Origin of the sequence: Shimia sp. CNT1-13L.2 (genome assembly GCF_024331145.1) — a bacterium.
GTDB lineage: Bacteria > Pseudomonadota > Alphaproteobacteria > Rhodobacterales > Rhodobacteraceae > Shimia.
The window spans coordinates 577421-599794 of sequence record NZ_JANDJO010000003.1; the positions used below are offsets into that span (position 1 = coordinate 577421).

A 22374-nucleotide genomic window follows, 5' to 3' on the forward strand; every position below is an offset into this window, starting at 1 on the left:
CCGATTATGGCTACAGATCACCCAACCGTTCTTGTCGTAGAAGACGAACCCGCACAGCGCGACGTGCTGTCCTACAACCTCGAGTCCGAAGGCTTCGAGGTGGTGTCCGCCGCGGATGGCGACGAGGCGCTTCTGCTGGTATCCGAAGTGATGCCCGACATCATCGTTCTCGACTGGATGCTGCCCGGCATTTCCGGCATCGAAATCTGCCGACGCCTCAAGACCCGCACGGAGACGGCGGGCATTCCTGTCATCATGCTGTCGGCGCGCTCGGAAGAGGTTGACCGGGTGAGGGGGCTTGAAACCGGCGCGGATGATTATGTCGTCAAACCCTATTCAGTTCTCGAACTGATGGCCCGTGTCCGCAGTCAGCTGCGCCGCGTCCGTCCTGCGTCCGTCGGTCAGCGCCTTGAATACGAAGGCATCGTGCTGGATGCGGAAACCCACCGTGTGACCCGCGACGAGAAGCCGCTCAAGCTTGGACCAACCGAATTCCGGCTCCTGTCGACCTTCATGGAAAAGCCGGGCCGGGTCTGGAGCCGGGAACAGCTTCTGGATCGGGTCTGGGGCCGCGACATCTATGTCGACAGCCGCACCGTCGACGTACACATCGGCCGTCTTCGCAAGGCGCTGTGCGTACATGGCGGCAATGATCCGCTGCGCACCGTTCGCGGGGCAGGCTACGCCCTCGGGTAAATTCAACGCGGCTTAGTGTTGTTCAAGTTACACAACGCGCCTCCAAACGAGGCGTGTTTCTTGTTTAAGGTCAACGCACTACAGAAACACATTGAACTAACACTCAGAGCTTCTCGGCAGGTCGCTTGATACTCCCATTCAGTACGCGCAGCGGCTCTGGCAGGGATGGCATTGCTCGGGCTATGCTGTCTCTATTACCTCAATCCAAATTTCCCATAATGAATATTATGTTATTATTTCATACTAACGATCACGATACCGTGAGCCCCAACGGCCTTTTTTACTAAATGGACGAATTTGCCTAACAAGTGCAACAAAATAAGCCATTTGTGCCGCTGAATGAAATCAGAATGACGCTAGACAGAGGCAATTCCCTGCCTGTAATGTCGATGGCAACATGGGGACAAAAATGAATTCAATACTCGTTTTGAACGGCCCGAATCTCAACTTGCTTGGGACTCGGCAGCCGGAGGTCTACGGATCGACAACGCTCAAGGACATCGAGGCCGCCTGTGTGGCCCGTGGCGAGGCGCTAGGCTGTGCCGTCACCTGCCAGCAAAGCAACCACGAAGGCGCGCTGGTGGATGCCATTCACGCCGCCAAGGGTGTTCATAACGGGATCATTCTCAACGCTGGGGCCTACACGCACACCTCGATTGCCCTGATGGATGCCATCGCCTCGGTCGAACTTCCGGTGATCGAACTGCATCTGTCGAACATCCACGCGCGTGAGGCCTTCCGCCACAAGTCCTACATCGCCCCTGTCGCGATTGGCCAGATCTGCGGCTTTGGCGCCAACGGTTACATGCTGGCGCTGGATGCCATGAAACAGTACCTGGGCTAACTGCATGTCACTGGATTACATCGAAGCCCTGACCAACGCGCATTCGCTCGAGGCCCTGTGGGACATGCACACGGCCTGCATGGCGGACTATGGCTTCGACCGGCTGATCTACGGCTACACGAATTTCCGCACCGATGCCTCGCTCGGCAGCGAAGACGATTTCATGGTGCTTTCCAACCATGACCGCGATTATCTCGATCGTTTCCTCGGCGATGGCCTGTATTTTTCCGGCCCGATGATGCGTTGGGCGCTCAACAACACCGGCGCCTGTAGCTGGTCCTGGGTGGCAGAACAGATCGAAAACGGCAGGCTCAGCGATCACGAGATGAAGGTGTTTCGCATCAACGCCGAAATGGGTGTGACTGCTGGCTATACAATCAGTTTCCCAACCATTTCCTCGCGCACCAAGGGCGCCATGGCGATGACCGCGCGGCGTGGCATGTCCCAAAAGGACGTCGATGACATCTGGGAGCGTGACGGACGGTTCATCGAGTTGATCAACAACATCGCACACCTCAAGATCCTCTCCCTGCCCTACGAATATCCGAAGCGCGCGCTCACCAAGCGCCAGCGCGAAGTGCTTGAATGGGTCGGAGACGGAAAAACGATCCAGGACATCGCGACGCTGATCGATCGCACCCCCGCGACCGTGGAAAAACACCTGCGTCTGGCCCGCGAAGCGCTGGATGTCGAGACCACGGCGCAGGCCCTGCTTAAAGCGTCGTTTTTGCACCAGATTTACAAACCAGAGAGCGAAGCCTGACGCAACTATGCGTCAAAAGTAGGGTTTACCTGACTTGTTTGACGCTGGGTAAATAAGGCATTGTTATAGTGTTCCGTGAGTGGTGGCTTTAGCCTTGGAACGTTCTGGTTGCTATCCCCGTAATACCGGGGCTCTTGTGGTCAGCCGGACAATCCGGATGCTGGTACCCAAGGCTTATTTCGGCCTTGGGGCTGGCTTTTTCGATTGGACGCCCCGTCATCCCCATGCACTTGGGGCGTACGTATCGAGCGGCGCTGTCTTTTCCCGGGCAGCGCCGCATTTTTTTGCGCACGCCCAATTCTTGAGAAACCGATCAAAAAGAAAACGCCGCCTGCGATGCAGACGGCGCTTCCAATTCAGATATCGAAAGAGCGATTAGCCCTGAGCTGCCTTTGCAACTTCTGCGGCGAAATCTTCTTCTTTCTTCTCGATGCCTTCGCCCACTTCCATGCGGACATAGCCAACGATCTCTGCACCGGCTTCCTTGGCCGCGGCTTCCACGGTCAGGTCGGGGTTGATGACAAAGCTCTGGCCCAGCAGGGTCACTTCGGCCATGAACTTCTTCATGCGGCCAACGATCATCTTCTCGATCACTTGCTCGGGCTTGCCCGATTCACGTGCGATCTCGATCTGAACGTTTTTCTCTTTTTCAACAACGGCCGGGTCCAGGTCAGCTTCCGAAAGCGACTGCGGGTTGGCTGCTGCGATGTGCATTGCAACCTGCTTGCCGAAGGCTTCGTCGCCACCGTTCAGGGCAACCAGAACGCCGATCTTGCCCATGCCGTCTACGGCCGGGTTGTGGACGTAGGACACAACGGTTTCGCCAGCAACCGACGCCATGCGACGGACCGACATGTTTTCACCGATGGTGGCAACCGCGTCGGTGACAACTTCCGAAACCGGCTTGCCGCCCATGTCGGCCGCCAGCAGGGCTTCGGTGTCTTCAACGGTCAGCGCTACGTCGGCGATACCGCCAACCATCGCCTGGAAGTCAGCGTTCTTGCCAACAAAGTCGGTTTCCGAGTTCACTTCAACCGCTACACCTTTGCCACCGTCAACCTTAACGGCCACCAGGCCCTCGGCTGCGATACGGCCGGCTTTCTTGGCCGCTTTGGCCAGACCTTTGGTGCGCAGCCAGTCGATTGCCGCTTCCTGGTCACCGTCGGTCTCGGTCAGGGCTTTCTTTGCGTCCATCATGCCTGCGCCGGTCATTTCGCGCAGTTCTTTCACCATTGCTGCTGTGATCGCCATCTTGGCTCTCCTCATCTCTCTATAGGCGCGATGCTGACAAGGGTCAGGGCACCAAAGGGTGCGATCGCGCGGGGTATTCGGAAAATGTATCCGGGGGCGGGCTTACCCTGCCCCCGTGAAAGAAATGTAACGCTTACGCGTCGGCAGCGGCTTCTTCTGCTACTGCTTCTTCGGCCGGTGCTTCTTCCATTGCACCCAGGTCGATGCCTGCCGCGCCCAGCTGAGCCGACATGCCGTCCAGAGCGGCGCGCGAAGCCAGATCGCAGTACAGCGAGATGGCGCGTGCAGCGTCGTCGTTGCCCGGGATGATGTAATCAACGCCGTCGGGCGAGCAGTTGGTGTCGACAACAGCCACAACCGGGATACCCAGCTTGTTGGCTTCTGCGATGGCCAGAGCTTCTTTTTTCACGTCGATGACGAAGAGAAGATCCGGAACGCCGCCCATTTCACGGATACCGCCCAGCGAAGCTTGCAGCTTCTCGAGGTCGCGCTCCATGTTCAGGCGCTCTTTCTTGGTCAGGCCTTCTGCGCCCGAAGCCATTTTCTCGTCGATCTCTTTCAGACGGTTGATCGACTGCGAAACGGTTTTCCAGTTGGTGAGCGTGCCGCCCAGCCAGCGGTGGTTCATGTAGTACTGTGCGCACTTCTCAGCGGCGTCTGCAACCGGCGCAGCGGCCTGACGCTTGGTGCCAACAAACAGAACGCGGCCGCCCTTGGCGACGGTTTCACGGATCACGTTCAGGGCCGCGTCCAGCATCGGAACGGTCTGGGTGAGGTCCATGATGTGGATGCCATTGCGCGAGCCGTAGATGAACGGCGACATGCGCGGGTTCCAACGTTGGGTTTGGTGACCAAAGTGTACGCCTGCTTCCAGCAGCTGGCGCATGGTGAACTCGGGAAGAGCCATGCTAGTTTTCCTTTTCCGGTTTACGCCTTGGTGGGGAGAAGTGATCCCGACGTTTTCGGGACAACCGGCGGACTGTCCGGGATGTCTCCCCGGAGCAACCCAAACCCCACCTGCGGGTTTGAATGCGCGCGCATATATCGAACCCCTGCCCCCTTGGCAACCCCTGCAATAGGGTCTCCAGAAAATTCTTGGCAAACAACAGTGTCTTTGCTCTGAATGGCCGAAAGATTCGATGTCTGGCGCTGCCCGACGATTTACCGCCAATTGATTGCAAGGACCACATATGATCCCGTTTCGCCGCACGTTTTTCGCCCTCGCGACCACCCTTCTCGCCTGCACCACTGCCCAAGCCGACCAGAAACCGATCTGGGGCCTTCAGGCCTATGGCGATATCTGCCGCGTGAAGTTCGGGCAGAAGGAAATCAAACCGGGCGTCTGGCGTCTTATCAAGGTCGACAAGGGCTGCGATATCGCCAACTTCAAGGGCTATGCCATGCACGGCGACAGCCACATCCGCTTCTACGGCAAACAGAACAGCCTGATCGCCTCGGCCGACAAGGGGGCCGACGGGCAATGGCGCGGTGTGATCGGTGACGGTGATCCCTTCGAAATGGTCTATTTCGGCCCGGCAAAGGGCAATAAACCTGCCAAGACCACCACCAACACCCAAACCTCTGCCGCCGTCGGCAAATGCGTGACCTACATCAACGCCAAGAAGCGTTGTGCCTCTCCCGAAGACACCACCTACAAAGCGTTCGAGACCATCGCGCTCCAGCCCCTCGCCCCGCTCAACCTCTATTTCATGCCCGATGCCGCATCGCGCGTGCAATCCGTGACACCCCGCAACATCTGTTTCCAGGATGTTCGCCACTGCACCGAACGCTACTTTGAAAAGGAAATCTGGTGTCAGGTGCGTGTCGGCAATGAAAGCGGTTGGATCCTGCGCAAGGATGCCAATCACGTCTATGCCTCCAAGGGCTGCGGCTAAGCGCGCGGATTTTCTGTCACCATGCCGTTTTCGGGCCTTCCCTTGAGAAAATTCTCAGGCAAAGTCGTCAGCACAACCTGACTGGAAACCGACGATGCCAGAAAAGTGGCACACCCCGACATTTGCCTCCGTGGCGGTCTTTCTGGCCGCCGCCTTCTGGGGACTCTACTGGATTCCGCTGCGCTATATCGAAGACCTCGGCATCAACGGGACATGGCCTGTTATTTTCCTGAACCTGCCGGCGGCCCTGGCGCTGGGTGGCTATATCCTGGTGCACTGGGAACGCCATCGCCGCCACATGCCGCGCGCCATCCTGATCGGCATCTTCACCGGCGCGGGCTATGGCCTGTTCTCCGTCGGCCTGCTCTACTCCTCGGTCGTGCGCGTCACGCTCCTGTTCTACCTCACACCGATCTGGGGCACGCTGATTGGCATCGTCTGGCTTGGCGATCGCGCCGGCTGGTCGCGCTGGCTGGCAATTGGCGGCGGACTGGCTGGCATGGGCCTACTGTTGTCTGGCGGCGGCTCTGTACCACTAAACATCGGCGATCTGATGGGGTTTGTCTCAGGTGTGGCCTGGGCCATCGGTGGCGCGCTGGTGATGCGCTACGGGGAAATCCCGGTCGCCGCCTCGACGTTCAGCCAGATGCTGATGACAAGCCTTCTGGCGCTGCTCACGGGCCTGTTGGTCGGCGGCATGACAGCCCCCACCCTGCCCCAGATCGCAAGCGCCCTGCCGGTGTCGCTTGTCATGGCCTTCTTCATGATCATCCCGACCCTTCTGGTGGTATTCTGGGCCCAGAAAATCCTGTTTCCCGGTCGGCTCGGCCTCTTGATGATGGCCGAGGTCATGCTGACCGTCCTCAGCGCCAGCATTCTCCTACCCGAAGAAGCCATGTCCCTCGTGGAATGGGGCGGCGCCATCCTGATCGTTGGTGCCTGCCTGATCGAAGTTCTGGCAACGCCGTCCGACGCGAAAAACACTCACGCCTGAAGCAGTGAATGCCCGCCCCGCACCTCAGCCTCGCAATGCGCGGCCAGCGTCTTGCGGTCGGGAAAGTCCGAAACCTTGACCGGCGCATGGTAGATCAATTCGATCCGCCCCTGTTTGCCCGAGGCCAGAACCTTCAGCAGATGGCCGCCGAAATCCATGTCTCCCCACCAGCCATAGAACCGGGAATCAGCCCCATCCGGGGCGTGATACAGCACGGTTACCGGCTGAACCCACAGTTTTTCGCGCAACTCTTCTGTAAAGAAAGCCGCGAAAAGCGTTGTTTTAAATGGCAAAACCCTGATCGCGTCGGTGCTGGTCCCTTCCGGAAAGAACAACAGCTTGTGCCCCGCCAGAAGCCGTTTCTCGAAGACCTGCTTCTGCTTTGCCGCCTCGCGACGGTCGCGATTGATGAACACCGTGCCCGTCGCTTTGGCCAGCCATCCGATCCCGGGCCAGTTCGCAACCTCGGCCTTGGAGACAAAATAGATGCGTTTCCGGGCGTTTAGAGCGAAAATATCAAGCCATGAACTATGGTTCGCCACCACCGCGCCCCGCTCTTTCATCAGGGTGCCCCGCGACGAAAACGGAATGCCCAGAATGCGAAAGGCATTGCGACAGACGAACTGTGTGATCCACGGCGTCCACGGGCGATGCACCCCGTGAATGGGCTTTTCGATCAACCGCACCAGCAGCAGGATACCAAGACAGCCAAACACCAGGGTGCCAAGCACCAGTCCACGCAGCACCACACGCAGCCATCCCATGGGACCAATCTTCTTGTCCTCGGGATAGTCACCATCCCCGCTCCAGGTTGCGCTCATGATTGCAAGCCCTTGGTATAAATCGCTTTTTGTTTTGCGTTCAGGCGTTCGGTATCCATGATCAGACAGACATCCGTCGTGTTGAACGCATGATCCACATAGGCGCCATCCCCGACAAAGCCTCCCAGACGCAGATAGGCCTTGATCAGCGCCGGCACCTCAAGCATCGCTTTGCGCCGGTCGATCTCGCCCTCATCCACAAGGTTCATGCTCTGGTAATGCGCGCTCTGCGCACGCGCCCGCAAATCCTCAGGCGCCAGATGCCGATGATGCAACAGCGACAACGGCTGTTTCAAAGCCTCCACATCCGTGCCATGGAAGCTGGCCACTCCGAACAGGATTTCTATTTCGTGTTCAAAAACATATGCCGCCAAACCGTTCCAAAGGTGGAACATGGCCGATCCCCCGCGATACGCCGGCAACAGGCAGCTGCGCCCAAGTTCAAGCAACTTCCGACCGCTGGCCTTCAGCACCGACAGGTCATATTCGTCTTCCGAATAGAACTGGCCAATCTCTGCCGCCTTGTCATCGCGCAACAGACGATAGACCCCAACCACCCGGTCCATCGGATCGCACTCCAGCGCGTTGTCGATCAGGACAAGGTGGTCGAAAAACGGATCGAACCGGTCTTTCTCAAGCCGCGCCGCATGATCGACAAGCGCCCCGCCGCCCCCCAGTTCCTCCACGAAAACGCGATAGCGCAACCGCTGTGCGGCGGCCAGTTCTTCGGGGGTTTCGACAAGTTTCAGGGTGAAGTCTGGGTCCACGTGCGCCATCTGCTCGGTCTGTTTATGCCATTTCCGGGGTTTTACGTCGCACCAGAAAAATTGGCAACATTGATGCTGGTCAACGTCAGATCACCGCACTACCATTAGTTGTATGAATCACAGTTCACAAACTCATTGATCAAACACTGGAATGAGGACCACCCGAGACCCGTTGATGACAACTTTGCCCGCCTCGCGAAAGTTCACGGTGATCTTGCCACCGATATTGGATTGCACCTGCCCGGTGCCCCAATCCGGTTGCTCCGGGTGCTGCACCAACATGCCAGGTTCGAGGAATGCGTTGAGATCGTCCATAGCTGTTCTTTCAGAAGGGAGTCGCCATGCCCATGTCTAATACGGAAATCGCCGCTCTGGTAGGGTCCCGCATCTGTCATGATCTGATCAGCCCAGTGGGCGCCATCGGCAACGGTGTAGAACTGCTTGGCATGTCAGGTGGCATGACCGGCCCCGAAATGGCCCTGATCACCCAAAGCGTCGGCAACGCCAGTGCGCGCATCCGCTTTTTCCGCATTGCCTTTGGCCTCGCCGGAGACAGTCAGATCGTCAGCGAAGCCGACATACGATCGATCCTGACCGACATCTCCACGGGCAACCGCATCACCATCCTCTGGGAGGTCGAAGGCGGCGTGCCCCGCCCTGTCCTGCGCAAACTGTTCCTCGCGCTTTTATGCGGCGAAACCGCGCTTGGTCACGGCGGCACCCTGCGGGTTGGTGAGGATGAAAACGGCTGGATCATCAGCGCCACATCCGACCGTCTTCACCTCGAAGAGGGGCTTTGGAACGATCTGGCCACGGGGGACACCACGCAGGAGATCGAAGCCAACCGCGTGCAGTTCGCGCTGCTGCCCCGCTTCCTTTCTGAAACGGGACAGGCGCTGTCGATTACCCGCAATGAAACGCAGGTTGAGATGCGCTTTTAGGCGCGGGTGGTGCCTTCGCCAACCACGAGGTACTTGAAGCTGGTCAGCTGCGCCGCCCCCACCGGGCCACGCGCGTGCATCTTGCCGGTGGCAATGCCGATCTCTGCCCCCATCCCGAATTCGCCACCATCGGCAAACTGGGTCGAGGCATTGCGCATCAGGATCGCGCTGTCGAGACGTTCAAAGAACCGCTCGGCGGTGGCATCATCCTCGGTGATGATACAGTCGGTGTGATCCGAGCCGAACTGGCGAATATGGGCAATCGCGCCATCCACGTCATCCACCACTTTCGCGGCGATATCCATGTCGAGGTATTCCTTGCCCCAATCGTCAGAGGTCGCCGCAACGGTGCCCTCAATCTTGGCCGCGATGGTCTCGTCCGCGTGCACCTCGACCCCGGCATCGACCAGCGCGCGCAACACGCCCTGGCCCACGGTGTCCAGAACGTCACGATGCACCAGAAGACACTCGGCCGCGCCGCAGATTCCCGTCCGACGGGTCTTGGCGTTCAGCACCACGTCCAGCGCCTTCACGGGATCGGCAGCCGCATCAAGGAAGATGTGCACGATGCCCTCAAGGTGGGCGAACACAGGCACCCGCGCCTCGCGTTGCACGAGACCCACAAGGCCCTTGCCACCGCGCGGCACGATCACGTCGACGGTATCGACCATCGTCAAAAGCTCCTGAACCGCCGCGCGGTCACGGGTGGGAACCAGCTGGATCGCATGTTCCGGCAGTCCGGCCTCTTTCAGACCGTCCACGAGACAGGCATGGATCGCGCCCGAAGAATGGAAGCTTTCCGAGCCACCACGCAGGATCACCGCATTGCCCGATTTCAGGCAGAGCGCGCCGGCATCGGCGGTCACGTTGGGGCGACTTTCATAGATCACGCCGACCACACCCAGGGGCGTGCGCACACGGCGGATGTTGAGACCGGTGGGACGGTCCCATTCCTCGAGAACTTCGCCAACCGGATCGGCCTGACCGGCCACCGCACGCAGGCCGTCCACAATGCCCTGAATACGCGCTTCATCCAGCATCAGGCGATCCATCATCGCCGCCGAAAGCCCTTTTTCGCGGCCGAATTCCATGTCCTTGCCGTTGGCTTCGATGATCTCGGCCCGACGCGCCCAGACCGCATCGGCGGCGGCGTTCAGCGCCTTTTCCTTGGCCTCGGCTGGGGCAAAGGCCAGCTCCGCGCTTGCGGCTTTGGCGTTTGCGCCAATCTCGGCCATCAGGGCGGGGATGTCTGCGATGTCTTTCATCAGCTCTGTCCTTTGCTTTCGTGTCAGATGCCGGAGGCCTCCGGCGGGAGTCTTTCTAGTGCATTGAAGCCTGAAGCGCCATGTCGTCGCGGTGGATCAGCGCGGTTCGGCCAGTATAGCCGAGGATCGCCTCGGTCTCGGAAGAATGCCGCCCCTTGATGGCGCGGGTTTCTTCGGCCGTGTAGGCGCAAAGCCCCTGCCCCAGTTTGTGCGCATCCGGCCCCAGAATCTCGACCGGATCGCCACGGCCGAAATCACCCGATACCTCAGCCACGCCCGCGCCCAGCAGGCTCTTGCCCGCCTTAAGCGCCTTGACGGCACCGGCATCAAGCGTCACCGCGCCCTGCGGCTTCATCGACCCGATCCAGCGTTTGCGGGCCAGCTGCGGCGTGCCCTGTGCCGTGAACCATGTCGCGTTCGCACCGTTTTCCAGCGCCGTCAGGGGGCGCATCACGCTGCCTTCGGTGATCGCCATCGCGCAGCCGCCCATGGTGGCGGTCTTGGCGGCGAACAGCTTGGTGATCATGCCGCCCTTGGACAGGCCCGAGGTGCCCTCGCCGGCCATCGCCTCGATCTCGGGGGTGATTTCCTCGACCACGTCATAGCGGTGCGCATCCGGGTTTGTCATCGGGTTGTCGGAATAGAACCCGTCCACATCCGACAACAGGATCAGCATATCCGCACCGGTTGTCAGCGCCACCTGCGCCGCGAGGCGATCATTGTCTCCATAGCGGATTTCGTCCGTCGCGACGGTGTCGTTCTCGTTCACGATCGGCACAACCCCAAGGCCCAGCAACGTGGCCATCGTGGCGCGCGAATTGAGATAGCGGCGGCGGTTGGCGCTGTCTTCCAGCGTCACCAGAACCTGTGCCGTCTTGATCTCGTAGGGTGCGAGCGCCTCTTCGTAGGCGCGTGCCAGACGGATTTGTCCGACGGCCGCTGCCGCCTGCGACTGTTCAAGCGGCAGCTCGGCCCGCGGCAGGCCCAGAACCCCACGCCCAAGCGCAATCGAGCCCGAAGACACCAGAACAACATCCGTGCCCTGCCCCTTGAGCCAGGCCACATCCTCGGCCAGCCCCAGAAGCCAGTCACGGCGCAGATCACCCGTCTCGCGATCCACCAGCAAGGCGGACCCGATCTTGATCACAACGCGTTTTGCACCTTTCAGGGTTGCCACGCTTCAGGCTCCTCGTCGCCGATCTTCTGGCGCAGGCGATCCTCGTCGATCTGGGCCCGCAGGGCGCGCAGCACATCGGTCACGCCTTCACGGCTGATGCCCGACATCAACATCACGCGGGTGCCCGTCGCCGCTTCGATCTCGTCGCGGATGAACTCGCGCTCTTCTTCGTCCAGCGTGTCGATCTTGTTCAGAACCGTCACACGGGGCTTGTCGGCAAGGAAGCCGCCGTAATTCTCGACCTCGCGCACGATGGTCTGCATGTCTTCGACCGGCGTACCGGACGTGCCGTCTATCAGGTGCAGCAGCACAGAGCAGCGTTCCACGTGGCCAAGGAACAGGTCGCCCAGGCCACGGCCTTCGCTGGCGCCTTCGATCAGACCGGGAATGTCGGCAACCACGAACTCCACCTCGTCGACACCCACAACCCCAAGGTTCGGGTGCAGCGTGGTAAAGGGATAATCGGCAATCTTGGGCCGCGCATTCGAGGTCGAGGCCAGGAAGGTCGATTTGCCCGCATTGGGCAGACCCAAGAGGCCCACATCGGCAATCAGCTTGAGACGCAGCCAGATCGTGCGCTCCACCCCCGGCAGGCCCGGATTGGCCCGGCGCGGCGCCTGGTTGGTGGCCGATTTGAAGTGCAGGTTGCCAAAGCCGCCATTGCCGCCCTTGGCCAACTGAACACGCTGCCCGACCTCGGTCAGGTCGGCGATCAGCGTCTCCTGATCCTCGTCAAGGATCTCGGTGCCCACGGGCACGCGCAGCACGATGTCGTCACCACTTGCGCCGGTGCGCTGCTGGCCGCGACCGGGCTGGCCGTTCTTGGCGAAAAAGTGCTGCTGGTAGCGGAAATCGATGAGGGTGTTCAGCCCCTCGACCGCTTCGGCCCAGACAGAACCACCGTTCCCACCGTCGCCGCCATCGGGGCCGCCGTATTCGATGTATTTCTCACGACGGAACGACACACAGCCGCCACCGCCGCCGCCCGAGCGGATATATACCTTTGCAAGGTCCAGGAATTTCATGATTTCATCCTTTTCGGGCGGTGTCTGCCCCGCCTGATAACGCCAAGCGGGGCAAGCCTCAATCCAATTTCAGCGAATAGGTCCAGGTCGGCACCGTCGCATCGCGTGCCACCGAGAAGCTCTCGGCGTCTCCAAGGTACTGGAAGCCGCAATTCGTCAGCACCCGTGCCGAGGCCGGGTTGTCCTGAAAGACGCTGGCATAAAGCGTGTCCGAACCCATCGGGTTGGCCGCGATCATCGCGCGCACCGCTTCCGACGCCAGACCGGTGTTCCAGAATGCCGGCGCGACCCAATAGCCCACCTCGACCTTGCCCACATCCACGCGCTTGAGGCCGATGATCCCCATCACCTCGGCGCCGTTGTCGGCGGTGCCATCCATCACCCAGACATCCTCGAGCCGGTCTTCGGCCTGCGAACGGGTGATAAACGCCTCGACACTGCCCGGCGGCAGCGGATGCGGAATGGACGTGGTGTTGCGCGCAACCTGCTCGTCGCCTGCATACATCTCGATCAGCCCCTGGTCCGAACGGCGCAGGGGACGCAAAACAAATCTGTCCGCGTCGATAACGGGTTGGTTCACGATCGTGTCGTGTTTCATATGCCTGTCCTCCTCAAAACAGAACATAGAGAACCGAAGCGACGGTCAAAGCCGCCAGGGTGCCCATCAAATACTTCTCGGCGGGTTTTCCCGCCACGAAACGCGCGATCCGGTCTCCTCCAAAAGTCCAGATCGGGTGAAAAACCGCCTGACACGCCAATAAACAGATGGCGATTGTTGCAGTCGCCTGCAAGGCGGGGGTGCCCGGTGTCACGAAACTGGTAAATCCCGTGATGATCATCGCCCAGGCCTTGGGATTGAGCGGATGCACGACCAGACCGGCGAAAAAGCCGGGGGCCTTGTCCACTTTGGCGCCATCCGGTGACAGGCGCAGGTTTGCCACCCGCCATGCCAGCCAGCAGATATAGACCACGCTGGCCCATTTCAGCACCTCGAACAGCCAGGGCGCGCTGCCGGCAAGCGACATCAGCCCGAACCCGATTGGCCAGATGATCAGCTGTTTGCCAAGCGCCACACCGGCCACGAAGGGCAAGGCAGCCCGAAAGCCGAACCGCGCCCCTGTCGCCAGAAGCGCCATGTTCGCCGGGCCGGGGGTTGCCACCTGGCTGGCCGCGAAGGCACTGAAACTGATCACTGCAACGGGCATTTCCGCTGCTCCTGAATACCCAAAAATGAAAAGGGACCGGCCTTCTCAGCCGGTCCCCTAAATGTCTCATAACCTTTAAGGTCGGCTTACTCTGCGGCCTCCGCCACTGGCAGGACCGAAATAAAGGTACGGCCCTTGAGGCCCTTGTGGAACTTCACGTTGCCTTCGACGGTTGCAAAGATGGTGTGATCCTTGCCCATGCCAACGCCTTCGCCCGGCCACATCTTGGTGCCGCGCTGACGCATGATGATGTTGCCAGGAATTACAGCTTCGCCGCCGTATTTCTTGACGCCAAGACGACGACCCGCGGAGTCGCGACCGTTACGGGAGCTACCGCCAGCTTTTTTGTGTGCCATATCGCTTTTCTCCTACTTCAGTGGATTAGTTAGCCAGTTCTTTGGCTTGTTCAACCCACTCGGGTTTCACTTTGACGGCGTCGAAGGTTTCGACGTCGACGGCGGCCAGCTGAGCGAAGCTGGTGATGCCAGCGTCAGCCAGTTTCTTGGCAGCTGCGGGACCAACGCCGTTGATGGCGGTCAGGTCGTCAGCACCGGCAGCGGCAGGAGCCTCGGCCTTGGCAGCAGCTTTCTTCGGAGCGGCAGCAGCAGGAGCCGATGCAACCGAACCCGCGCCAACAGCAGCTTTGACGCCCGATGCGTCTGCGCCCGAGGCCAGGATGTCGGTTACGCGAACCAGGGTCAGTTTCTGACGGTGACCAACGGTACGCTTCGACGAGTGCTTACGACGACGCTTGACGAACTTGATGACCTTCTCGCCTTTGATCTGGTCGATCACTTCCGCCTGAACGGCCGCGCCTTCAACGAGAGGTGCGCCAACAACGGTGTTGTCACCGCCCAGCATCAGAACTTCGTTGAATTGAACTTTTTCGCCAGCGTCTGCAGCCAGTTTTTCAACGCGGAGCACATCGCCCGATTGAACCTTGTACTGTTTGCCGCCGGTCTTGAGGACTGCGAACATGTCCTATTCCTTCGATTTATCCGCGTTCTGTGGCCCCCTTTCGGGTGTTTGTGGCAGGGGCTCACCCTGACCGCCTCGAACCGCGCACCCCTCTCGGGGCGTTGTTACAACAAAACACGGCGCAAGGAGAGCCTTACGCCGGATTTGGGGCTTATCGGGGGATTTAGGGTATTAGTCAAGGGATATGTTTCTCGCAGTCCAAGAAACTTCCGCGCGCCTCGCACGCCTATAACGCCCGTATTACACGACAGGGGTTCCCGGCTGCAAACACGTTTTCGGGCACCGACGATGTCACCACCGCCCCTGCCCCGATGGTCGTACCATCACCGATCGTCACCCCCGGCAGAATGATCGCGCCGCCGCCGATCCAGACATGCCTGCCAATGGTCACAGGCGCTGCCGTGGTGTGATAGCCCGGCATGCCATCGCGGTCATAGATACGATCCCCCGCCGCCAGGGGATGCGAGGTCGCATATATCTGCACGCCCGGCCCCAGCAAGGTGCCCTCGCCGATCTCGACCCGCGCACCGTCCAGCACCGTGCAGTTGAAGTTCAGGAAAACACCCGCGCCCAGAAAGATATTCTCGCCATAGTCACAAAAGAACGGCGGCTCGATCCAGGTGCCCTGCCCGACCCGCCCTAGCAACTTGGACAGCACCTCGGCCCGCGTCTCGCCCGCATCCGACGGCGTCTCATTGTAGCGTCGCAACAAACGCCGCGTGCGGTGGTGCTTTTCCATCAGGTCCGCACCGCGCGTATCAAATTCGTACATGTCTGCCTGAACCACCCGTTCCCGTTCCGTCGCCCGTCACAGCTCCTGGCTTGGCTGCACCTGCCCCAGCTTCGTCGCCAGCGCCTCGAAACGGTTCATCATCACGTCGAAATGCACCGCGTTCATCAATTCATAGACCACCTGCATATCCGGATGCTCAAGCGCATCCGCATAGGCCACAACCTCTTCGTCGGTGAAATCCTGATAGGTATAGGCCGCATTCGCCAGCGCCGAGGCCGCCATGTCGCGCCGCAGTGCCCCTTCGTTCTCGGCCAGAACCGCCCGCAACTGCGCCTCATCGACCCGCAGTTCGATCACCCCCGCATAAGAGGCCGCGAGGATAAACCGGATCTGGATTTCCTGAATGGCTTTCGGCCCGATGTCATTGGGGTCGATGGCGTGGTTCATCCGGCGAAACGCCTCGATCCGCGCACTCGCCTCCTGCACCATATCCGCCACCAGCGCCCGGCCTTCGTCCTGCTTCAGGGTGTCATCCGCGAAATGTGAGTCATTCTCGGCCGCAACAAGCCGCATCCCGAGGTCCGAGGCATAAAACGCCGCCGCGTGGTCCAGAAGATCGTCCTCCAGCGTCGCCTCGAGAATATCCAGCGCCCGCGCCCGCATCAGCGCCACGTCAAAGACCTGCTCCGCCGTGCGCCGCCACTCATAACCGAACGCGCCGGAATCAACGCCAAGCATATCCGGCGCGGATTCTGCCGAGAGCGCGATGGAATCGATGGCCACATCAAAGCCCGTGACCTTCAAAAACGCCTCGACACGCGCCCGATCCGCCGCCTGCGCCGCACCGGACACGATCCAGACCACACCCAGTGTCAGAAAAATCCCGCAGGCCAGTTTTCGCAAAACCCCAGTCATCCTTGATCCTTCCCCGCGTTCAGGCTCCGTTTTCAACAGCCTACTCCAAAAGATTTCACAAACAATTCAAATCGCCTCTTGCACCCCTCCGGAATCATCATTAAACGACGCCCTCACCAAGACCCCCGCGGAGAGGTGCCGGAGTGGTCGAACGGGGCGGTCTCGAAAACCGTTGTCCCTTCACGGGGACCCAGGGTTCGAATCCCTGTCTCTCCGCCACTATTCCCCTAGATGTGTTTGAAAATCAAAGAAACACAGTGGGTTGTGGCCCTGATACACTCAACAGAAAAAACATGCTCTGAAGACCGATCACTTCATCGGCTTTAAGATCATAGTTGCTGGCAAACCATCAAACGAAGCACTCCACGATCAAGGCTCGCCAGCGTTTCCCAAGCAAGTTGAATTTAACAAATTGCGAGCCTCCGACATTGAGAACCGCCCTGCTGAGGCTTGCGCTTAGGTACACCTAGTTCGCGTGTCTCTTCCCATTTATGCACATGGCGCACAGGGTTATCTTTGAGGCAACTTGGAATTTTGGAATAGAAAAGAAGTTGAATGACAACACGTCTAAGCACGGACAAACAACGTATTACCAGGCTCCGATTGTGCTACATGTCGCCCCACAGCTATCATCGTCAAGCAGTCTAATGGTGAAAAGCCCAATGGAAAGCGCTCACTCAAAACCCCCTCAGAAGCTCAACATATTGAACATCGAGACACCCCCACAACTTTACCCACAAAGTTTAACACTGGCTTTCCACAAGTCTATCACCTTGGACGAATAGCATCATGTGTGAGAGATTGAATTTGCGGCTTGGGTGGAGCACCCCAATAACTAAAAAGAGGTGCTCCAAAAGCCGCTGGTGAGCCCCCGAGGCCCGCCTTGCGCAGCTTGGTCTAGCATCCACAGCATATGCACAGGGCGGGCCGACTCGCAATAGCCCGCTACCTTGGGTCGTGCATCGCATTGATCTTTCTTCGGGAACTGGAAACCTATTTTCAGGCCTCTAGTCAGCCTGCTACCCCCCCTTGATCCGCATCATCAGGAACACTTCCGCCTCCGGATCAAGTACGTGATTGCGCCCCGAACCAAGGAATGTCCCGTCCACGGTCAGACCCGCGCCGGCCTCGATGGCGGGCGCGAGGCCGGGATGGGCAGCGGCAAGGTTCTTCAGAACCTCGCCAACCGTCTTGCCCTCGATCTCGACACTCTCCTGCCCGTCCGCAAAGCGGCGCAGGCTGGACCAGAGATGCACCTCGACCATGCCTAGCCTTTCATCGCCTTGAGGATACGCGGCGGCGACATCGGCAGGCTGCGCAGGCGCGCACCGGTCGCTTCGGCCACCGCGTTGGCAATCGCTGGCAACGGCGGGGTGATGCCGGTCTCGCCAACCCCACGCACCCCATAAGGGTGGCCGGGGTTCGGCACTTCCACGATCACCGTATCGATCATCGGCAGGTCCGAGGCCACGGGAACGCGATAGTCAAGGAACACGGTGTTCTGCAAACGCCCGTCCTCGCCATAGATGTATTCCTCGTTCAGCGCCCAGCCGATGCCCTGTGCGGCCCCGCCCTGGAACTGCCCCTCGACATAGGCCGGATGGATCGCCTTGCCCGCGTCCTGTACCACGGTATAGCGCAGAACGGTGGTGCGGCCGGTTTCCGGATCCACCTCGACATCCACGATATGGGTACCAAAGCTGCCACCATAACCGTTCGGCGTAGCTTCGAAATGGCCCGAGATCGGCCCGCCGGTCGATCCCATCTCGGCACAGATCTCGCCAATGCTCATCGGCGGGAATTCCCCGGCATTGGGGCCCGACGGTTTCGCATGTCCGTCTTCCCAGACCACGGCCTCGGCATCGATGCCCCAGGCATCCGCCGCCCGCTGGCACAGCTTGCCGATCGCCTCGTTGGCCGCCTTGATGGTGGCCAGGCCGCTGGCAAAGGTGGCACGGCTGCCGTGGGTCGGCTCGTTAACGCCAAGCGCCCCGGTCTCGACCACGTTCACCCGCACGTCCTCGTAAGCGATGCCCATCGCCTCTGCCGCCATCATGGCAATCGAGGCCCGCGAGCCGCCAATATCGGGCGTCCCCACCGAAACCGTCACCGATCCGTCTTCGGACAGCGCCAGAGAAACCGAGGTCTCACCACCCCAGTTCATCCAGTAACCCGAGGCAACACCGCGACCCTGGTTCGGCCCCAGCGGTGCGCTGTAATGGTCATGCGCCTTGGCCGCCTCCAGCGTCTCGACAAGGCCGATCCGCGGATAGGTCGGGCCGCTCGACGATTTCGTGCCTTCCTTGGCCGCGTTCATCAAACGCACCTCGATCGGATCAAGCGACAGCTCGCGGCACATCTCGTCCACAAGGCTTTCCACCGCGAACGCCGCCATCGGTGATCCCGGCGCACGATAGGCCGCGTTCTTGGGCCGGTTCGACATCACGTCATAGCCCTCGTGCTGGACGTTCTCGATGTCATAGCAGGCAAAGGCACAGGCCAGCGCGGAATCCACCGGCGCCAGCGGAAACGCCCCGCCCTGCATCCGGAACACCGCTTTGCCCGCGGTCATCTTGCCGTCCTTGGTCATGCCGATCTTCACGTCCATCGACGCCGACGCCGTCGGCCCTGTCGCCCGCAGCACCTCGGAGCGGGTCATCACCATCTTCACCGGCCGGTTCGCCTTGCGGCTCAGTGCCAGCGCGACAGGTTCGATGAACACCGTGGTCTTGCCGCCAAAACCGCCGCCGATTTCCGAAGGCGTCACCCGCAGCTTGGACACCTCTATGCCAAGACAAACTGCCGACATCCGGCGAATGAACCAGTGGCCCTGGGTACAGACCCACATCTCGCCACGCCCGTCCGAGCCCATCTGCGCCAGACAGGCATGCGGTTCGATATAACCCTGGTGGGTGGCCTCGGTGGCATAGGTCTGTTCGCGCACGACATCCGCCGCCTCAAACCCCTTCTCCAGATCGCCATGGCCGAACTCGATATAGCGCACAACGTTCGGGTGCATGCCGTCCGGCACCGAGTAATCCGCCGCGCCCTCACGAATGACCGGCGCGCCCTCGGTCATCGCCGCGTTCACCTCGGTCACATGTGGCAGAACCTCGTATTCCACCTCGACCAGCTTGGCCGCATCCCGCGCAATCAGCGCCGAAGTCGCCGCAACCGCGGCCACCGCATGGCCGTCATAAAGCGCCTTTTCGCCCGCCATGCAGTTTTCCATGACGTTCCAGTCCTCACCGGTCTGGCCATCGGCGAAATCCGCCCGCGTCACCACGGCCTTCACACCCTTCATCGCCAGCGCCTTCGAGGCGTCGATCTTCACGATCCGCGCATGGGCGTGCGGGCTGCGCACGATCACCCCATGCAGCATCCCCGGAATATAGGCATCCGCACCATAGCGCGCCTTGCCGGTTACCTTGTCGAGACCGTCAGGACGATCCGGTCGGGTGCCAAGAACCTTGAAGTCCTGCTTCTGTTCGTCAAATGCCATCACGAGGCCTCCCGCATCTCTGCCGCCGCATCCATCACGGCGCGAATGATCTTGTCATATCCGGTGCAGCGGCACAGGTTGCCCGCCAGCCAGTACCGAAGCTCCTCTTCGCTGGGATCGGGGTTCTTCTCGAGCAACGCTTTCGACGCCACCAGAATACCCGGCGTACAGATACCGCACTGCAGCGCGGCGTGTTCAATGAACTTGCGCTGCAACGGGTGCAGCTCCTCACCCTCCGACATGCCTTCGATCGTCGCGATCTCCTTGCCCTCGGCCTCAACGCCCAGCACCAGGCAGGAACAGACAAGCCGCCCATCCAGCGTCACCGAACAGGCCCCGCAGTCACCGGTGCCACAGCCTTCCTTGGCGCCGGTAAAGCCCAGCTTGTCGCGCAGGCAGTCCAGCAGCGTCTCGCGCGGATCACACAGGAACTCCGCCTCGTCACCGTTCACGGTGGTGGTTACATGCACGTTGCTCATTGTGCCTCTCCCTTCGCGCGCGCATAGGCGATTTTCGCAGCCCTTTGTGCCAGCACGCCGGCCACTTCGGTGCGGAACTCGATGGTGCCGCGCTTGTCGTCAATCGGATTACAAGCCGCTTCCGCCGCCTTGGCCAGATTGGCCAGCGCTGCCTCGTCCAGCGTGCTGCCGACAATGGCATCCGCCGCCTCCTGAACCAGCAAAGCCGTCGGCGCCACCGCCCCGAGGCTCACACGGGCCTCGACAATCACGTCTCCGTCCAGACGCAGGTTCACGCCACAGCCCACCACGGCAATGTCCATCTCGGTGCGCGGAATGAACCGCAAATAGGCATCGCCCCCGTGGTCGCCCCGCGCCGGAACATGCACCGCCGAGACCACCTCGCCCTTGGCAAGGGATGTCCGCCCCGGTCCGATCGGAATATCCTCAACCGCGACCTCGCGGCTGCCATCAGGGCCGGTCACCGTCAGCGTGACACCCGCCGCAATCATCGCGGGCACCGAATCCGCCGCCGGCGATCCATTGCACAGGTTGCCGACAAGCGTCGCCCGCCCCTGCACCTGCGTCGAACCAATCAGGTCCATACCTTCCACGATGCCCGGCCACTCGCGGCCCAACTCGCCATGTTCGCTCATCTCGGCACCCGCAACCGCAACGCCGATATCCCAGCCGCCATCCGCACGGCGAGTAATCTCACGCACACCGGCAATGTGTTTCACGTCAATCAGGTCATCCGGCGTCACAATATCCGAGCGCATCTGCACCAGAACGTCTGTCCCTCCCGCCAGGAAACGGGTGGTTCCGCTGGCTTGGTGGGCAATGGCTACGGCATCCTCAAAGGACGCCGGTGTGTGATAGCGCATGTCGCCTCCTTGCTATGTCTTGGCCGTGGTCGGCCCTTGTCATTGGTATGGGACGTTAACGCCCCGTTCGCGATTTGCCGAGGGGGAGAATGCGTTTTCGAATCCACCCCGCCTCACCTGTTTGCGACCCCGATGTCGTATCCGAACGACCCGCCGCAATCTTTGGATTTTCCCTGAAATCGGCCCGGGTGGGGCCGATTTTCGCCCAGATTTAAAGCGATCTTCACGCTTGGGAGCAGAAGCTCTCCCCCAAACTCTGCTGCCAAAGAGTCTTCAATGCAATATGTCCCAAAAGAGCGCTTCTTCACGCCCGCCCGTCCGCGTCATGCACGTCTGTTTGAACTCATCCGTCAGGATCACCGCCGTCTTGCGGCCCCGTGCGCCGAAACGCAGGGCAGTGCCGAAGAAAACACGGCCGACTTCGTGATCGCAGCTGAAGCCTTCCGCGCCCTCGCCTGCAAATCGCTGCGCTATTAACCCCGAAACCCGGTCGCGACGACGAATTTTTCGGAACTGTCCGACCGACTTGACGGCGGTTTCATGTTCACGACCTTGGTGAACTTCTGCTTCAAGAGCTTCTGAAGATCGCCCTCTGCGCCCCCGGCAAGAACCTTGGCCACAAAGGTGCCGCCCTCGTCCAGTACATCAAAGGCGAAATAGGCTGCCGCCTCGCAAAGCGAAATGATCCGCAGGTGGTCAGTCTGCTTGTGACCGGACGATGCCGCCGCCATGTCCGACATGACCACATCGGCCTTGCCACCAAGCCACTCTTTCACCTTTACATCCGCATCGTCTTCCATGAAGTCGAGTTGCTCGAACCGCGCCCCGGCCAGCGATTCAACCTCCTGAAGGTCCACGCCCAGATAGGTGCCCACCTTCTTGCCCGACTTTTCACCAAGCGCGTTGATGCGCGGCACGGCCACCTGCGCCCAGCCTCCGGGAGCACAGCCCAGATCGACAACCCGCGCCCCGTTCACGAGGAACCGATACTTGTCGTCCAACTCCATGATCTTGAAAGCCGCGCGCCCGCGATAACCCTCGGCCTTGGCGCGCTGCACATAAGGGTCGTTCAACTGCCGCTGCAACCAGCGCGTTGACGACAGCTTGCGCCCGCGCGCCGTCTTGACCTTGATCGTCAGATCACGCTGTCCGCGCCCGGATGTATTTTTGCCCGTCGGTTTCTTCGCCATCTTCTTAGATCCTCAGCCCTTGCAGCCCCGTGTGCATAGGATTTTCTCGAAAATCCTACCCGAAGGAAAT

General features: G+C 60.4%; 26 protein-coding genes and 1 tRNA gene. 8 read left to right on the top strand and 19 right to left on the bottom strand.

From position 1 onward, the window contains the following. Positions 1-6 precede the first annotated feature (6 nt). The 3 genes from phoB to NNA36_RS09610 all read left to right on the top strand — a co-directional run bounded on the left by phoB (position 7) and on the right by NNA36_RS09610 (position 2303). Positions 7-696 (top strand): phosphate regulon transcriptional regulator PhoB, encoded by a 690-nt coding sequence (gene phoB / locus NNA36_RS09600; RefSeq protein WP_255106739.1) that lies wholly within the window; start codon positions 7-9, stop codon positions 694-696. A 409-nt stretch (positions 697-1105) separates the two neighbouring features. After that, positions 1106-1540, top strand: coding sequence for a type II 3-dehydroquinate dehydratase (aroQ, locus tag NNA36_RS09605; protein WP_255106741.1), 435 nt, complete (start codon positions 1106-1108; stop codon positions 1538-1540). Positions 1541-1544: 4 nt separating this feature from the next. Continuing rightward, on the top strand, positions 1545-2303 hold the full coding sequence (locus NNA36_RS09610; protein WP_255106743.1) for a LuxR family transcriptional regulator: 759 nt from the start codon (positions 1545-1547) through the stop codon (positions 2301-2303). A gap of 375 nt (positions 2304-2678) precedes the next feature. Here NNA36_RS09610 and tsf read toward each other — a convergent pair whose 3' ends face one another. After that, the gene (gene tsf / locus NNA36_RS09615) at positions 2679-3554 is read right to left on the bottom strand and encodes a translation elongation factor Ts (RefSeq protein ID WP_255106745.1); all 876 of its coding nucleotides are present in this window, start codon (positions 3552-3554) and stop codon (positions 2679-2681) included. A 133-nt stretch (positions 3555-3687) separates the two neighbouring features. Continuing rightward, on the bottom strand, positions 3688-4461 hold the full coding sequence (gene rpsB, locus NNA36_RS09620; RefSeq protein WP_255106747.1) for a 30S ribosomal protein S2: 774 nt from the start codon (positions 4459-4461) through the stop codon (positions 3688-3690). Positions 4462-4744: 283 nt separating this feature from the next. Here rpsB and NNA36_RS09625 point away from each other — a divergent pair, with 283 nt between their 5' ends. Continuing rightward, positions 4745-5449: a hypothetical protein gene (locus NNA36_RS09625; RefSeq protein WP_255106749.1), complete on the top strand. Its 705-nt coding sequence runs from the start codon at positions 4745-4747 to the stop codon at positions 5447-5449. 94 nt (positions 5450-5543) lie between these two features. Continuing rightward, complete coding sequence (locus NNA36_RS09630) at positions 5544-6443, top strand: DMT family transporter (protein WP_255106751.1); 900 nt, start codon at positions 5544-5546, stop codon at positions 6441-6443. Here the strand turns inward: NNA36_RS09630 and NNA36_RS09635 are convergent. The 3 genes from NNA36_RS09635 to NNA36_RS09645 all read right to left on the bottom strand — a co-directional run bounded on the left by NNA36_RS09635 (position 6434) and on the right by NNA36_RS09645 (position 8346). Further along, complete coding sequence (locus NNA36_RS09635) at positions 6434-7264, bottom strand: 1-acyl-sn-glycerol-3-phosphate acyltransferase (RefSeq protein WP_255106753.1); 831 nt, start codon at positions 7262-7264, stop codon at positions 6434-6436. The two genes, NNA36_RS09630 and NNA36_RS09635, sit on opposite strands and share 10 nt — an antisense overlap. Then, complete coding sequence (locus tag NNA36_RS09640; RefSeq protein ID WP_255106755.1) at positions 7261-8040, bottom strand: GNAT family N-acetyltransferase; 780 nt, start codon at positions 8038-8040, stop codon at positions 7261-7263. Before NNA36_RS09640 ends, NNA36_RS09635 begins: the two co-directional genes overlap by 4 nt. A gap of 123 nt (positions 8041-8163) precedes the next feature. Beyond that, positions 8164-8346, bottom strand: coding sequence for a DUF3553 domain-containing protein (locus NNA36_RS09645; RefSeq protein ID WP_255106757.1), 183 nt, complete (start codon positions 8344-8346; stop codon positions 8164-8166). A 32-nt stretch (positions 8347-8378) separates the two neighbouring features. On the opposite strand from NNA36_RS09645, the gene NNA36_RS09650 reads away from it, so the two are divergent. Continuing rightward, complete coding sequence (locus NNA36_RS09650) at positions 8379-8972, top strand: histidine phosphotransferase family protein (RefSeq protein ID WP_255106759.1); 594 nt, start codon at positions 8379-8381, stop codon at positions 8970-8972. On the opposite strand, the gene NNA36_RS09655 is transcribed toward NNA36_RS09650, so the two are convergent. From NNA36_RS09655 to NNA36_RS09695, 9 genes are all read right to left on the bottom strand, one after another. After that, on the bottom strand, positions 8969-10237 hold the full coding sequence (locus NNA36_RS09655) for a glutamate-5-semialdehyde dehydrogenase (RefSeq protein ID WP_255106761.1): 1269 nt from the start codon (positions 10235-10237) through the stop codon (positions 8969-8971). The genes NNA36_RS09650 and NNA36_RS09655 overlap by 4 nt on opposite strands. Positions 10238-10292: 55 nt before the next feature. Then, on the bottom strand, positions 10293-11414 hold the full coding sequence (gene proB, locus NNA36_RS09660; protein ID WP_255106763.1) for a glutamate 5-kinase: 1122 nt from the start codon (positions 11412-11414) through the stop codon (positions 10293-10295). Beyond that, positions 11402-12439, bottom strand: coding sequence for a GTPase ObgE (gene obgE, locus NNA36_RS09665; RefSeq protein WP_255106765.1), 1038 nt, complete (start codon positions 12437-12439; stop codon positions 11402-11404). The genes proB and obgE overlap by 13 nt, the downstream gene beginning before the upstream one ends. Before the next feature lie 58 nt (positions 12440-12497). Beyond that, a complete protein-coding gene (locus NNA36_RS09670; protein WP_255106767.1) occupies positions 12498-13037 on the bottom strand; it encodes a GNAT family N-acetyltransferase in 540 nt (179 codons plus the stop codon). Between the two features lie 13 nt (positions 13038-13050). Then, on the bottom strand, positions 13051-13644 hold the full coding sequence (locus NNA36_RS09675; protein ID WP_255106769.1) for a LysE family translocator: 594 nt from the start codon (positions 13642-13644) through the stop codon (positions 13051-13053). An 86-nt stretch (positions 13645-13730) separates the two neighbouring features. Beyond that, on the bottom strand, positions 13731-14000 hold the full coding sequence (rpmA, locus tag NNA36_RS09680; protein ID WP_255106771.1) for a 50S ribosomal protein L27: 270 nt from the start codon (positions 13998-14000) through the stop codon (positions 13731-13733). 25 nt (positions 14001-14025) lie between these two features. Continuing rightward, positions 14026-14622, bottom strand: a complete 597-nt coding sequence (locus tag NNA36_RS09685; RefSeq protein ID WP_255106772.1) for a 50S ribosomal protein L21 — start codon at positions 14620-14622, stop codon at positions 14026-14028. Positions 14623-14848: 226 nt separating this feature from the next. Further along, complete coding sequence (locus NNA36_RS09690) at positions 14849-15394, bottom strand: sugar O-acetyltransferase (RefSeq protein WP_255106774.1); 546 nt, start codon at positions 15392-15394, stop codon at positions 14849-14851. A 36-nt stretch (positions 15395-15430) separates the two neighbouring features. Continuing rightward, positions 15431-16270, bottom strand: a complete 840-nt coding sequence (locus tag NNA36_RS09695; RefSeq protein WP_255106776.1) for a DUF2059 domain-containing protein — start codon at positions 16268-16270, stop codon at positions 15431-15433. A gap of 129 nt (positions 16271-16399) precedes the next feature. Here NNA36_RS09695 and NNA36_RS09700 point away from each other — a divergent pair. Continuing rightward, positions 16400-16489: transfer RNA gene (locus tag NNA36_RS09700), tRNA-Ser, on the top strand. Between the two features lie 800 nt (positions 16490-17289). On the opposite strand, the gene NNA36_RS09705 is transcribed toward NNA36_RS09700, so the two are convergent. The 4 genes from NNA36_RS09705 to NNA36_RS09720 are packed head-to-tail and all read right to left on the bottom strand — an operon-like array spanning position 17290 to position 21114. Continuing rightward, on the bottom strand, positions 17290-17535 hold the full coding sequence (locus NNA36_RS09705; protein ID WP_255106778.1) for a MoaD/ThiS family protein: 246 nt from the start codon (positions 17533-17535) through the stop codon (positions 17290-17292). 2 nt (positions 17536-17537) lie between these two features. Then, a complete protein-coding gene (locus NNA36_RS09710; protein WP_255106780.1) occupies positions 17538-19772 on the bottom strand; it encodes a xanthine dehydrogenase family protein molybdopterin-binding subunit in 2235 nt (744 codons plus the stop codon). After that, entirely contained in the window at positions 19772-20251 is a 480-nt protein-coding gene (locus NNA36_RS09715) for a (2Fe-2S)-binding protein (protein WP_255106782.1), read from the bottom strand. The genes NNA36_RS09710 and NNA36_RS09715 overlap by 1 nt, the downstream gene beginning before the upstream one ends. Then, on the bottom strand, positions 20248-21114 hold the full coding sequence (locus tag NNA36_RS09720; RefSeq protein ID WP_255106784.1) for a xanthine dehydrogenase family protein subunit M: 867 nt from the start codon (positions 21112-21114) through the stop codon (positions 20248-20250). Before NNA36_RS09720 ends, NNA36_RS09715 begins: the two co-directional genes overlap by 4 nt. Before the next feature lie 276 nt (positions 21115-21390). On the opposite strand from NNA36_RS09720, the gene NNA36_RS09725 reads away from it, so the two are divergent. Then, positions 21391-21591 carry a hypothetical protein gene (locus NNA36_RS09725; RefSeq protein ID WP_255106786.1) on the top strand — a complete coding sequence of 67 codons (201 nt, stop codon included), beginning with the start codon at positions 21391-21393 and terminating at the stop codon, positions 21589-21591. Here NNA36_RS09725 and NNA36_RS09730 read toward each other — a convergent pair. After that, on the bottom strand, positions 21588-22304 hold the full coding sequence (locus NNA36_RS09730) for an RlmE family RNA methyltransferase (protein ID WP_255106810.1): 717 nt from the start codon (positions 22302-22304) through the stop codon (positions 21588-21590). The genes NNA36_RS09725 and NNA36_RS09730 overlap by 4 nt on opposite strands. Between the last annotated feature and the right edge of the window lie 70 nt (positions 22305-22374).